This is a genomic window from Alicyclobacillus sp. SO9, assembly GCF_016406125.1.
Lineage (GTDB): Bacteria > Bacillota > Bacilli > Alicyclobacillales > Alicyclobacillaceae > SO9.
Genome location: NZ_CP066339.1, coordinates 588,195 through 601,942 on the forward strand (window position 1 = coordinate 588,195; position 13,748 = coordinate 601,942).

The 13,748-nt window shown below is 49.5% G+C and carries 12 protein-coding genes; all 12 read left to right on the plus strand.

Going from position 1 to position 13,748, the window contains the following annotated elements; translation table 11 throughout:
- Positions 1 to 182 precede the first annotated feature (182 nt).
- Entirely contained in the window at positions 183 to 1,589 is a 1,407-nt protein-coding gene (gene glmU / locus GI364_RS02520; protein ID WP_198852159.1) for a bifunctional UDP-N-acetylglucosamine diphosphorylase/glucosamine-1-phosphate N-acetyltransferase GlmU, read from the plus strand.
- Positions 1,590 to 1,593: 4 nt separating this feature from the next.
- On the plus strand, positions 1,594 to 2,538 hold the full coding sequence (locus GI364_RS02525; RefSeq protein WP_198852160.1) for a ribose-phosphate diphosphokinase: 945 nt from the start codon (positions 1,594 to 1,596) through the stop codon (positions 2,536 to 2,538).
- Between the two features lie 24 nt (positions 2,539 to 2,562).
- Positions 2,563 to 3,156, plus strand: a complete 594-nt coding sequence (locus GI364_RS02530; RefSeq protein WP_198852161.1) for a 50S ribosomal protein L25 — start codon at positions 2,563 to 2,565, stop codon at positions 3,154 to 3,156.
- Positions 3,157 to 3,230: 74 nt separating this feature from the next.
- On the plus strand, positions 3,231 to 3,791 hold the full coding sequence (gene pth, locus GI364_RS02535) for an aminoacyl-tRNA hydrolase (protein WP_198852162.1): 561 nt from the start codon (positions 3,231 to 3,233) through the stop codon (positions 3,789 to 3,791).
- Between the two features lie 79 nt (positions 3,792 to 3,870).
- Complete coding sequence (locus tag GI364_RS02540; RefSeq protein ID WP_198852163.1) at positions 3,871 to 4,116, plus strand: anti-sigma-F factor Fin; 246 nt, start codon at positions 3,871 to 3,873, stop codon at positions 4,114 to 4,116.
- A 247-nt stretch (positions 4,117 to 4,363) separates the two neighbouring features.
- Complete coding sequence (mfd, locus tag GI364_RS02545; protein WP_233095981.1) at positions 4,364 to 7,924, plus strand: transcription-repair coupling factor; 3,561 nt, start codon at positions 4,364 to 4,366, stop codon at positions 7,922 to 7,924.
- A complete protein-coding gene (locus GI364_RS02550; protein WP_198852164.1) occupies positions 7,914 to 8,921 on the plus strand; it encodes a peptidylprolyl isomerase in 1,008 nt (335 codons plus the stop codon). Before mfd ends, GI364_RS02550 begins: the two co-directional genes overlap by 11 nt.
- 281 nt (positions 8,922 to 9,202) lie before the next feature.
- Positions 9,203 to 9,745 (plus strand): stage V sporulation protein T, encoded by a 543-nt coding sequence (spoVT, locus tag GI364_RS02555; RefSeq protein ID WP_198852165.1) that lies wholly within the window; start codon positions 9,203 to 9,205, stop codon positions 9,743 to 9,745.
- Between the two features lie 191 nt (positions 9,746 to 9,936).
- Complete coding sequence (locus GI364_RS02560) at positions 9,937 to 11,541, plus strand: putative polysaccharide biosynthesis protein (protein WP_198852166.1); 1,605 nt, start codon at positions 9,937 to 9,939, stop codon at positions 11,539 to 11,541.
- Positions 11,542 to 11,598: 57 nt separating this feature from the next.
- Entirely contained in the window at positions 11,599 to 13,083 is a 1,485-nt protein-coding gene (gene mazG / locus GI364_RS02565) for a bifunctional methyltransferase/pyrophosphohydrolase YabN (RefSeq protein ID WP_198852167.1), read from the plus strand.
- Between the two features lie 96 nt (positions 13,084 to 13,179).
- Entirely contained in the window at positions 13,180 to 13,452 is a 273-nt protein-coding gene (locus GI364_RS02570; protein WP_198852168.1) for an HU family DNA-binding protein, read from the plus strand.
- Positions 13,453 to 13,710, plus strand: a complete 258-nt coding sequence (locus GI364_RS02575) for an RNA-binding S4 domain-containing protein (RefSeq protein WP_198852169.1) — start codon at positions 13,453 to 13,455, stop codon at positions 13,708 to 13,710. It begins immediately after the preceding gene.
- Positions 13,711 to 13,748: the final 38 nt, after the last annotated feature.

Here is a 13,748-nt window from a genome sequence, read left to right on the forward strand (position 1 = left end):
GTCTATAGTCCATTTACGGTGTCTTATGTCAGGACAGCGACAGTCACTCATCTCATTATTATTGATATTCGGATTCGGCTTGGGGTCTGGGGACTTCCCTCGGACTCTTTTTGTCATGGAAAATTGAACGCTGTGACCGCATCAGGTACACTGGACTTCAGAGTGAGTATGGAGGGGATCTAGTGGGCAGATGTGCCGTCGTTTTAGCAGCAGGACTCGGAACAAGGATGAAGTCAAACAAGCACAAGGTACTGCACGAAGTGGCTGGCAAGCCGATGATATTACATATCCTTGATGAATTGCAAAAACTGCATCTCAGTCAATGTATTGTCGTAGTCGGGCAGGCCCGTGAAAGTGTGATGGAGGCCGTGGGAAATCGCGCCGAATTTGCAATCCAGGATGAGCAATTGGGAACGGCGCACGCGGTTCAAACAGCAGTGCCGCTGCTTTCCCCGGATGCTGATTCTACGCTGGTGCTGTATGGCGACGCCCCCTTGGTTCGCGCAGAGACGATGGAGAAACTGTTTTCTCTGCAGGAGCAGCAAAACGCTGCTGCCGTCGTATTGACTGCACAAGTCGAGGATCCAACCGGATTGGGACGAATTGTAAAGGACAGCGAAGGCGAAATTGCAAAAATTGTCGAAGAGAAAGACGCTGACCCTGAAGAGCGAAGGATTTCGGAGATAAACAGCGGTATTTACGCGTTTTCCACTCAAGACCTGATTTCTTCACTCAAATCTATTGGAAACCAGAATGTACAAGCGGAGTACTACCTGACCGATACGGTAGATATTTTGCGCCGTCAGCAGCGAAAAGTTTTGTCCCATTGTGTCGAAGACGCGTCTGAGATTGCCAGTGTCAACAACCGGCAACAGTTGGCAGAAGTTGAATCGCTGTTTCGCAAGAAATTAAATCAGCACTGGATGATGGAAGGCGTCACAATGTTGCATCCAGAGACCACCTACATTGACGCTGACGTACAGCTTGAACGAGATACGGTACTGTATCCAGGAACATACCTCCAAGGTACAACAAAAATCGGCGAAAATTGCACAATTGGGCCTAATTCACGTTTGTTTGATGCAATTATTGAGAGAGATTCAAAAATAGAACAGTCGGTAGTTTTGGAGAGTACTGTCCATTCCGGTGTCAGCGTGGGTCCGTTCGCCTATATCCGTCCGGGCAGTGAAATTGGCTCGGGTGCGAAAGTCGGAGACTTTGTTGAAATCAAAAAATCGAAGCTGGGCGCGGGAACAAAGGTGAGTCATCTGGCCTATTTAGGCGACGCACAGATTGGTGCCAACGTGAATGTTGGGTGCGGTGTAATTACGGTGAACTACGATGGAGAGTCTAAGCACCAGACGCTTGTGGGAGACAACAGTTTCATTGGGTCTAACGCCAACCTGATTGCTCCTGTTCGAATTGGGGATGGTGCATATGTGACAGCGGGATCGACCATTACAGACGATGTCCCCGGCGACGGATTCGCAATCGCCCGAGCACGTCAGACAACCAAAGAAGATTATGTAGAACAATGGAAGCAAAAGAAACACCAGGAACGGCATAATTCCAATCCAGGAGGAATGTAGAAGGATGGCTCGGGAGCGAGAACTGAAATTATTCACGGGTAATTCAAATCCTACCTTAGCACGTGAAATTGCTGATCACATTGGGGTCCCCATAGGAGAATGTACCGTAGGCCGGTTTAAGGACGGTGAAGTCCATATCAAGCTGGGAGAAAGTGTGCGCGGCGCCAACGTCTTTGTGATTCAGCCCACATCTGCTCCTGTCAATGAACACTTGATGGAATTGTTAATCATGGTCGACGCCCTGAAACGGGCGTCTGCGAAGACAATCAGCGTGGTGATTCCGTACTACGGCTATGCGCGCCAAGACAGGAAGGCGCGAGCGCGGGACCCGATTACAGCAAAATTGGTTGCGAATCTGCTCGAAAAAGCCGGAGCCACCAGAGTCATCTGCATGGATCTTCACGCCGGCCAGATTCAGGGGTTCTTTGATATTCCGCTGGATCATCTCATCGGCCTTCCGATTCTTGCAAATTACTTCATTCAAAAAAACCTGGAAGATCCCGTTGTTGTTTCACCTGATATGGGGGGTGTCACCAGGGCTCGAGCATTGGCTGAGCGTCTGGGTGCGCCTTTGGCAATCATCGATAAACGACGTCCGGATGTGAATGTGGCCGAAGTGATGAATATTATCGGGGATATTGAGGGAAAGACGGCCGTCATCATTGATGACATGATTGATACGGCCGGAACCATTACAGCCGGTGCCCAGGCATTGCTTGATAGAGGCGCAAAAGATGTGTACGCTTGCTGTATTCACCCAGTGCTCTCGGGAGCTGGCGTGGACCGATTACAGGACTCAAAAATCAGGGAAGTTGTGGTGACAAACACCATTGCTTTGCCCCCGGAAAAAAGAATTGATAAGATTAAAGTGCTGTCTGTCGCTGAATTGATTGCAGAAGCAATTTTACGCGTGCACACGCGCCGGTCAATCAGCGCATTGTTCGATTGAGTGTTTGAAAGGAGTAAAAGACAAATGAATCACCCAGTTTTGGAAGCAGAAGTGCGTGATACGCACGGAAGTACGTTGGCGCGCTTGCGCAAAGGTGGACGAGTTCCAGCAGTCGTTTATGGAAACGGAATGCCAGCCACTGCTATTTCCGTATTGGACAAGGCGTTCATCGGCGAAAATCCGTTGCGCTCCGGCTTAGTACAACTTGCGCTGGACGGAAAGAAAGTCAATGCCATGATTCACCAAATTCAACGCCATCCTGTGTCTCTGGACATCCTCCACATAGACTTTTACCAGGTGAACTTGAATGAGCCAATTGATTCGAAAATACCTGTTCATGTTCATGGGGTTGAAGAAGTCGAACGTCGCCGTGGAATTGTTCAGCAACAGCTTCGCGAAGTCGAAGTGCATGCCCTTCCAGAAAAAACGCCCGAGTACTTAAGTGTAGACGTCAGCAACCTTGAAAACGGAGATCATCTGTCACTAGGCGATATTGAACTGCCTGCAGGTGTAGAACTTCGGTCTGATGCTGCTGAAGTTGTTGTGAGCGTACTTGTATCTAAGCGTACGGCTGAAACCGAAGAGGATAGTTCAGAAGCGGCAGAAGTGGAAGAGTAATTTTCAGGAACTCGGAAGCCGCGCAAAAGCGCGGCTTTCTGAGGTTTCAAGACATATACACTGGAGCGTGGAACATGAAGGTTGTTGTTGGTCTGGGCAATCCTGGAGCTAAGTACGAGCGCACGCGCCACAATGCCGGATTCTGGGTCATCGCACGGTTGGCAGAAAAATTGTCGATCACAGGAACCAAGGAAAAGTGGAGTGCCATCGTAGGTGAAACATTTGTGAGCGGCGAAAAGGTCCTGCTTGTGCAGCCGCTGACCTTCATGAACAAAAGCGGAGACTCTGTCAGGCAAATTGTTGAGTACTTCCCGCAAATTAAGCCGGCCTCCGATATCGTTGTCATATACGACGACATGGATTTACCTCCTGGGGTTATACGGTTGCGGCAGCAAGGAAGTTCAGGCGGGCACAATGGGATGAAGTCCATTGTGAATGCGCTCCGAGAGCAGTCTATCTGCAGAATTAGAATCGGCATTGGCCGCCCGGACAAACAGGATGTCATTGACTACGTGCTGCAGCGGCCTGGTGTGGAGGATGAGCAAGCGATTGAAGAGAGCGTCAATCTTGCTGTCGAGGCTGTAGTGCTCACATTAAACAGTGGATTTCAGCATGCGATGAATAAGTATAATTAACAGGTATGAGATACGCACCAACCTTCCATACTAATTGAAACGGTACTTTTTAAGGGCTGTTTCGAGAGGGGATGAGGTTATGCGGATTTCTTATGTCTGTAAACACTGCCAGCACCAAGTCGGTGAAATTAATCGACCTGATTGGAATTTTCAAGATGCAGAACGCCTTTGCGGATTTGGGAGCTTGTCAAGTGTGGAGCAAGAAGACACCATTGCATATAATCAGAATCAGAGTGTAGCATATGTACATGTGGTTTGCGATCACTGCCAACAGGCGGTAGAAGAAAACCCAGAATTGCTATTAGAAGGAAAATTGCTGCAATAGTATTGGAGGGGGCGTACCATTGCCTCAAATTCCACGGATGTTTAACCTCGGTTGACGACAGCCTTGGCTCTTTGCTAAGGCTCTTTTGCGTGTCCGCACTTGAAGTTGTTCAGCGACAGAACGACAGCTTTTGTGAATTCTGTCGCTGGTATTGTCCACTGAAGTTCACGGTGTCACTGAAGTTCAGTTTACTGTTCATAGATTTTAGTCAGATGAATGAATGTCCGCTTACCGCGGAGGAGGGGTAATGTTGATTGATTTAGTGCGCCAGGTCATGGCCGGGGAAGAGTTTCAAGCATTGGCGTCTGATCTGGCCAAAAATATGCGTGATGTGATGGTCACCGGGGTAGGGGGCAGTGCTCGCCACTTGTATTATGCGGGGCTGTATCTGTGGATGCAGGAACACAAAAGAATTGGGCCCGCCATCCTGCTTGTTGTCACACATTCGTCTAGTCAAGCTGCTACGGTGTACGAAGACTTGCAGGAATTTCTACCGGAGGAAAGGGTTTTGCTCTATCCAGAGCGGGAACTGTCAGTCGTTGATATGATGGCTTACAGTCCGGAAGTTCTAACCAACAGACTTCAAGTCCTTGAGGCGCTCACAAACCGCGGTTCTTGTGTCGTTGTAGCTACGGTGGCGTCTGTGGTCCAGCCGGTGATGAACAGGAACTACTTTCGAGAGTCGACCATTGAGTATGTTGTCGGTGACCGAATTGAACTCAACCAGCATGTGGCGCACCTCATTCAAATGGGCTACGAGCGGGTCCAGATTGTTGAGTCCAAAGCCCAATTTTCCCTCCGCGGCGGCATCTTGGATGTTTTCCCGGTGACGGCAGACGCACCGCTCCGGATTGAACTGTTTGACGATGAAGTCGATTCAATTCGCTCCTTTGACGTTGAGAGTCAACGTTCGCTGGATAAGCGCAAAACAGCACAGGTTGGACCAGCACTGGATTTTTTGGTGCCCGAGCGAAAAATGTTCGAAGCTGCTGAAGCCCTTGAAGAACGTTTGACTCAGAGAATCGTGACCACTACCAATCTGGAAGTACGCGACAGATTGCAAGCTGTCATAGGAGAAGACATCCGCACACTGAAGGAAGGCACTCCCTTTTACGGTGAGTTGCGGTACGAGCAACTCATGGGCAAAGACTCAGTGCAGACGTTATTGGATTACTTGACAAAAGACTCCTTGGTCTCTCTGGATGAGCCCACGCGCTTACAGGAACGACAAAAAGGACTGGAACGAGACTACTCCGAGTGGGTTTCGGCTGCGCTGATGCGAGGAGAACTTGTGTCCGGGACAATCGGAGAACCTCGTTACGATGAACTGTGGCAACATCCTGCTCTGAATTCAATTCACTTTTCGACATTTTACAGACCTACGAAGAATCAACGGTATCAGTCTACGCACACTGTCACGGCCAAGACGATGCAAAATTTTCACGGCCAAATGCACCTCCTGAAGGCCGAAGTAGAACGTTGGGTGCGAAACGGCATACAAGTGTTGCTGTTTGCGTCCAGCCCGGAACGCGCAGAACGCCTTGACCGGGTCCTGTCCGACTACAGAATCGATGCAGTGAAGAAACCGCGCCTGGGTCCCTCGAAACAGCCTCAGATTCTGGTAGCCAGTTTGTCTAGCGGTTTTGAGCTTCCGTTATCCCACGTTGCGGCAGTAGTTGAGACGGAAGTGTTTTCAGCAAAGCAGAAAACCAGAAGACATCGCAAGGAAATGTCTGATGCGGAGAGAATCAAAAGCTATCAGGAACTTCATGAGGGCGACTATGTGGTTCATATCAACCACGGCATTGGGAAGTACCTCGGTATCAAAACCCTGGAAATCGAGGGAAAACACCGGGATTACCTGTATTTGCAGTATGCAGGGAATGACAGCTTATACGTTCCCGTAGAACAAATTGACCAAGTGCAGCGCTATGTCGGCTCAGAAGACAAGACGCCAAAGATGTACAGTCTAGGCGGAGGTGAGTGGAACCGGGTCAAGCAACGTGTTTCAAAATCGGTCCGGGACATCGCTGAGGACCTGGTCAAGTTGTATGCGTCAAGACAAGCTGCACCAGGTCATGGCTTTGGCAAAGACACGGGCTGGCAGTCAGACTTTGAAGCCATGTTTCCGTACGAAGAAACACCGGATCAGCTCACTGCGATTGAAGATATCAAGAAGGACATGGAGAAAGGCAGACCGATGGACCGGTTGCTGTGCGGAGACGTCGGCTATGGGAAAACGGAAGTAGCTATTCGTGCTGCTTTCAAGGCTGTGATGGACGGAAAGCAGGTTGCAGTGCTTGTCCCGACCACAGTGTTGGCTCATCAACACTTTGAGACGTTTAAGGAGAGGTTTGCGGGGTTCCCCATCAGTGTGGATGTGTTGAGCCGCTTTCGGACCAGGACAGAAGCAAAGCGGGTTGTCGAGGGCGTGAAAGAGGGCAGCATCGATATTGTCATAGGGACTCACCGGCTGCTGAACAAGTCCATTAAGTTCCACGATTTAGGTCTGCTCATTGTTGACGAAGAGCAGCGCTTTGGTGTGACACACAAAGAGCGGTTAAAGCAACTCCGAACCAATGTGGACTGCCTGACACTCACAGCAACACCCATTCCGCGGACACTGCATATGTCCCTGCTTGGCGTACGCGATTTGTCCGTGATTGAAACGCCGCCGGAAAACAGATTTCCGGTACAAACCTATGTGGTGGAATTTAACGAGAGTCTCATTCGTGAGAGCATTGAACGAGAACTGGGCAGGGGCGGACAGGTTTACTTTCTGTTCAACAATGTGAAGTCCATCCAATCGATGGCAGACCGTGTGATGCGATTGGTACCCGATGCGCGGGTGGCTACGGCCCACGGCCAGATGGCTGAAAACGAACTTGAGCAAATCATGTTGGATTTTCTCGAGGGAGACATCGACGTTTTGGTGACGACGACCATCATTGAAACGGGGCTTGATATTCCGAACGTCAACACGCTCATTGTGAGTGATGCGGACAGACTTGGGTTGTCACAATTGTACCAATTGAGAGGAAGAGTCGGGCGTTCCAACCGGATTGCGTACGCCTACTTCACATATCAGAAGGACAAGGTCCTTACCGAAGTTGCAGAGAAGCGGCTTCAAGCCATAAAAGAGTTTACGGAACTTGGCAGCGGATTTAAGATTGCAATGAGGGACCTGGCCATTCGCGGGGCCGGGAACTTGCTGGGAGCGGAACAACACGGTTTCATTAACTCTGTAGGGTTCGACATGTACAACGATATGTTGTCCAAAGCAGTCAAGGAAGTTCGGGGGGACAATGAGAAGGAAGTTCCTGAGCCAACCATTGAACTGCCGATTGAAGCGTATCTTTCTGATGAGTTTATTCCAGATGCTGCACAGAAAATCGAAATGTACAAGAAATTCAAGTTTATACGAAGCTTGGAGAGTGCAGACGATTTAGAAGAAGAACTGGAGGACCGATACGGGGACCTTCCAGATGCATCCAGAAACTTACTGGACATCACGCGTCTCAAAAGTTATGCTGTGCAGTGCGACCTTGACGCGATTACGACTGAAGGTTCAGAAGTTGTCCTTCGGGTTCGGCCGGATGCCAGTTCAACTATAAATCACAGCAGGTGGTTTCAGCTTTCCAAACAGCACGCAGGCCAGTATTCAAAACGGTCGAACGGGACACTGCAAATATCTTTTCGTATCAAAGGAATGGGAGACAGAGAGATCTGCCAGCGGTTGCTCCGTTTTATGAGTGAATTGACAGAGGTGTCTCAAGAAAATGAGGAGGTTGAAGAATTTGCCAAGTAAATCATGGGCGAAAACGTTGACTGGGGCAGCCGTCATCATTGCACTGACAGGTGCCGTGACAGGCTGTAGTTCGAAAACCTCAGGGAATAATACAACGGGGAATGCGACAGCCACAGGGAATGCTACTGCGACAATCCCGCCAGCCCCCAAATACAGCGGCAAAGTAGTCGCTACTTATACAGGCGGTAAACTGACGAAACAGGAACTGGACAAGCAGTATAATCTGCAAGTCGCATTGGCGGGACAGTCCAGTAAAGAACCAAAGAGCAAGTTTGTAAACTACTACATTACTTGGTACAAGTACTTGTACGCTAAATCCGTGAAAAAAGGCGACACAAAGGTGAATGCCCAACTGGCCAATTCACAGGCATCTCAGGTCCTTACCCAGTTGGCGTCACAGGTGTACAAATCCAAGTCTCAGTTGCAGGCGAAGATGAAGTCACTTGGGGTAACGAAGGCGGATTTGGTTCGCTATTTCGCAAAGCAACAGTATCTACAGCAGTATGTTAAAGATGAGACTAAAAACATTAAAGTGACTACTAAACAGGAACAGACTTATTACAATCAGAACAAGAAGCAGTTCATGACTGTAACAGTCGACCAAATCCTCCTGTCTACGAAAGCGAAAGCTCAGGCTGTTCAAAAACAGCTGCAAAATGGAGCCAAGTTTGCAACGCTCGCAGTGAAGGATTCAAAGGATCCGTCGGCAAAAACCAATAAGGGACATTTTGCCAACGCTGACCCAACTCAGTTTGTACCGCCTTTTGCAAACGCCTGTGAGACACAGCCGTTGAAGAAGATTACCATTGTAAAATCCCAGTACGGATATCACGTACTTCGGGTTGATTCAAGGACACAGAAGAAATTCAGTGCTGTACAGAGCCAAATTAAACAGACGCTGACGAGCAACGCACAGCAGAAGAAGATAACACAGGTATACAATAACGCCATGAAGGCGGCCAACATCAAATTGCAAGTGAAGCAATCTGACCTGTAGTTGACAACTGCCGAAGTCAGCAGCCCTGACTGAACTTGCAAGATATATTCTGTACACAGTTTCCTCAGGGAGCCTGGTCGGTTTTACCGGACAGGCTCCTTTTTTCGCTTGCTGGATAAGAACCCCTCTATATGGTGTATAGAGGAATTCAATCCATCGCATAATAACCTCACGTCAATCATCCGCGGGCTTGGCGATTAGGAATCGAACCGGTTGAAGCGTCAAATGAGAGTTGTTCTGGAAATCATCCAAAACTATGACGAGGGAGAGGGATCAACGGTTTGAAGGCAACTGGCATCGTACGTAGGATTGATGACCTCGGTCGTGTGGTAATTCCCAAAGAAATTCGGCGGACCCTGCGAATCCGCGAAGGAGATCCTTTAGAGATTTTTGTCGACAGAGACGGTGAAGTTATCCTAAAGAAGTACTCACCTATTGGTGAACTTGGAGATTTTGCTCGCGAATACGCAGAGTCTATAGCAGAGTCGACAGGACATATTGCTGTTATTTCTGATCGCGATGTAATTATTGCGGTTGCAGGAGGTCCAAAAAAGGACTTCACGGATAAGCCCATCAGTGAAGAAGTGGAGCAGGCAATGGAAGACCGAAGAACCATCGTGAACGCGGCGCAGGCAGATTATGCTGTTGTACGTGATCGAATGGAGCCATTTTCATCTCTTGTCATTGCGCCCATTATCTCCGCCGGCGACCCAATTGGGTCCGTCATTTTGATGTCTCGTGAGGACGGCATAAAAATGGGTGAGTTGGAAACCAAGATTGCAGAAACTGCTGCAGGATTCCTTGGGAAGCAAATGGAGCAGTGACCGTAACACCAACACTTCTGTATAGCCGCAACAGGGAGCCCGGTAAGGTGACTGGGCTCCCTGTTTTCGTGCTGCAGGACTAGATTGGTCTGCCCGTCCATATCAATGAAGTAGTGCAGTTGTACATGCAGGCGAATGCTTCGGATGCATGACTGACTGTCAAACTGCTACATCTTGAATGGAGGGAAACCATGGCAGGACAGAAAGGTTTTGTTCAGGGGGCAATGTTGCTTGCAGCAGCAGCAGCCGTGTCCAAGGTCATGGGCTCTGTGTACACGATTGTACTGCAGAACGTTATTGGTGACCGGGGCATGGGACTGTTTCAGATGGCATACCCCATTTATGCCACGCTGCTGGCCATTGCTACTGCAGGCTTTCCAGTAGCCATTTCCAAGCTCGTATCCGAGCGGCTCGCTTTGGGTGACGTTCAAGGGAGTAAAAAAGTATTCAAAGTCTCTTCGATGCTACTCACTGCCGCCGGTATTGCGAGCTTTTGTCTGTTATTCTTTGGCGCCGCATTTTGGGCACGCGTCGCAGGCGATGAGCACGCGGTATGGGCTATTCGTGCCATCGCTCCGGCACTGTTGTTTGTACCGATGTTGAGTGTGCTCAGAGGATATTTTCAGGGGCACCAATGGATGCAGCCGACAGCGACATCACAGGTATTGGAACAACTCGTGCGTGTGGTAACGATTATCGGGCTTGCGATGTGGCTGGAGATGAAAGGCTACAGTCATGCCATTTCAGCCGCTGGTGCCGCGTTTGGGGCAGTGACAGGCGCAATTGCAGGCTTTGCCCTTCTGCTCTATTATTGGCTGCATCGACACCCGCACGTAGACTACGACGAGACGGCACGTGTTGCGTCGTCCTGGTCTTTGGCCAAGACTTTGGTGTATTATGCTTTCCCCATCAGCCTTGGTGCCATGGTGATACCACTGATGAACAATGTGGATGTGGTGACGGTCGTAAACCTCTTGAAAGAAACAGGGGATGCACAGGGCCAGGCGACAACCCAATTCGGACTGCTTACGGGACGGGCCTTTAAATTAATGATGTTGCCAACCACGCTGGCTTCCGGCATTGGCATTGCAGTGATGCCGGCTGTTTCTGAGGCCTTTACGCTGGGCTTTCGCAGACTCATGTCCAATCGCATTGATACAGCAATTCGCTTAACTGTTATTCTGGCATTGCCGTCAGCCGTGGGGCTTGCGTTGTTGGCTAAACCCGTGGATGTAGCTCTCTTTAAAGATACGGCAGGTGCCGCCGCTATTCAGGTGATTGCGTTCGCTACGGTCTTTGCAGGCGTTCAGTTGACTGTCGCAGCAGTCCTGCAGGGCTGCGGCTGGATGTATCTTCCTGTCATTCACTTGTTGATTGCCGCTGGGGTAAAACTGGTCGGAAATCTGTTGTTCATTCCCTATTACGGAATCGAAGGAGCCGCTGCAGCTACTGTAGTGAGCTATGCTGTCGCTGCTGTGCTGAATTTTGCAGCAATGAGACGATTGCTCAAAGAACGATTTAATTGGCTGGAGTGGGTTGTCAAGCCCTCCGTGGCAGTATTCATCATGGCTGCAGCCGTATTTGGAGCGTATCAGCAGTGGCTGCGCATGGGCGGTCTGGATTTGCAACGCTGGACCATTGCAGCATCCGCAATGGCAATGGTAGGCATCGGTATCATTGTCTACGGCGTGGCTTTAATGGCCACTGGGCTGGTGCGGGAAAATGAATTGGCCCGCATCCCAAAAGTTGGTCCGCAACTGGTATTATGGTGTTCGAGAGTTGGATTGCTCCGCTGATTGTTCAAATGACCGGAGAATATAACAGAACAATCAAATTGAAGGAGGCAGTTTGTTTTGGCGATTATTTACGTGGTAGGGCTGGGGCCCGGTGACCTGTCGGGCCTGCCGATGGGGACGTATCAACGTCTTCACTCAGGACTGCCTTTGTACTTTCGCACGGGTATTCACCCAGCCGTAGACGGATTAAAGGCAGAGGGGTTAGTTTTTAATTCCTTTGATGTGCTCTACGAGCAGGGAGAAGAGTTTGAACAAATTTACGATGAAATGGCTGAAAAACTGCTGGATGCAGCCGTACATAAGGGAGACATTGTCTATGCTGTACCAGGTCATCCGCTGATGGCTGAACAATCTGTCCAAAACTTAGTGCGCAAAACTGAGGAGAGAGCGGACATTGACGTACAGATTGGCTTTGGTCAAAGTTTCTTTGACGCGGTGTGCACGAAATTGAAGATCGATCCCATTGAAGGACTGCTCCTGGTGGATGGGACTCAGATAAGTGCAGATCAACTACGTGCCGATAAGCACCTGTTGATTGCTCAGGTCTATCATCCTGTCGTTGCGTCCGAGGTCAAGCTGACGCTCATGGAACTCTTTCCCGACGATTATTCTGTAACAGTCGTGCGGGCAGCTGGAGTGTCTGGTATGGAACGCGTCGAACAAGTTCCACTGTTTGAGCTTGACAGAGTAGACTTCATTGACCACCTGACAACAGTGTATGTTCCACCGGCAGCTTCCACAGACGTTTTATCAGGAGAGCTCTGGTATACGGCAGGGCTGGTTTCAAGGTTGCGAGCACCGGATGGCTGTCCTTGGGACAGAGAGCAGACTCATAAGTCACTTCGGAAATATATGCTGGAAGAGGCCTATGAAGTCGTACATGCCATAGATTCCGAAAATCCTGAGGAGCTTGCAAAAGAACTTGGTGATGTTCTGCTGCAGATTCTCTTACATGCAGAGATAGCCAGTGAATTTGGGGACTTTACCCTGCGAGAGGTGTTCTCCTCCCTGGGAAAGAAGCTGATTCATCGTCACCCCCATGTTTTTGGCGGTGTGAAGGCCGCCACTGCAGAGGAGGCAGAGGGCTACTGGATGGCCGCCAAGCGGGATGAAACAGCAGAAGCAGAAGCTGAAGGCGTCCTGAACAGTGTGAAATGGGCGGCTCCAAACTGGCAAATTGCAAGAGAGTTACAGGAGAAAGCGGCAGAAGTAGGCTTCGATTGGTCAATGCTAGAGGATGTTTTTTCCAAATTGCATGAAGAAGTGGCGGAATTAGCCGCAGAAATAGGAAAAAATCATCAAGATTCTTTATTAAATGAGTTAGGAGACGTTCTATTTGTGATTGTAAACGTCGCTAGATGGTTAGACTTGGATGTAGAGCAAGCTTTAGACCGGGCAAACAACAAGTTTGTCCGGAGGTTTGGGCACGTTGAACGACGCGTAAAGGAGAGTGGCGGGTGGTCTGGTAAGTCGCTGGAAGAGCTTGATGAGTATTGGAATGAGGCTAAAGGTTTGGAAAAAGACCCACAAAACCTAAATTAAAGGCAGATTTAGGACTTTTCTAGGGCAGGCATGCAGGATTTCACTATTAAAACACGAATACTCTTGACGGACATTGCCACAAAGGGGGCTTTTATTTTGAATAAGATGGAGTTAGTTAATAAGGTTGCGGAACAAACTGGTTTGAAAAAGAAGGATGCTGAATCTGCCGTGAACAGCGTATTCACATCCATTGAAGAAGCATTAGCTGCCGGTGAGAAAGTCCAGGTAATCGGTTTTGGAACTTTTGAAACCCGTGAACGGTCCGCACGTTCCGGCCGTAATCCGCAAACAGGCGAGACTATCTCAATTCCAGCGTCTACAGTGCCGGCGTTCAAACCCGGCAACCGTTTGAAAGAAGTCATCCGCTAATTGCGGCTTGACAAGTACCTCAAAGTCTCACGCCTTGTCAAGCGACGAACCGTCGCCAAGGAAATCTGCGATGCCGGACGTGTTCTTGTCAACGGTCGCCAGGCCAAGGCAGGAACGGAATGCGAGATAAACGATGTCCTCACGATTCGCTATGGTCAAAAAACCACGCAAGTGAGGGTACTGTCGGTGGCTGAGGCAGCGCGCAAAGACCAGGCCCATGAGATGTATGAGGTTCTGACGGAACACGACGCCAACTAACCACGCGCAGACTGTGTTGAGAATGTTTTGCAGTCTGT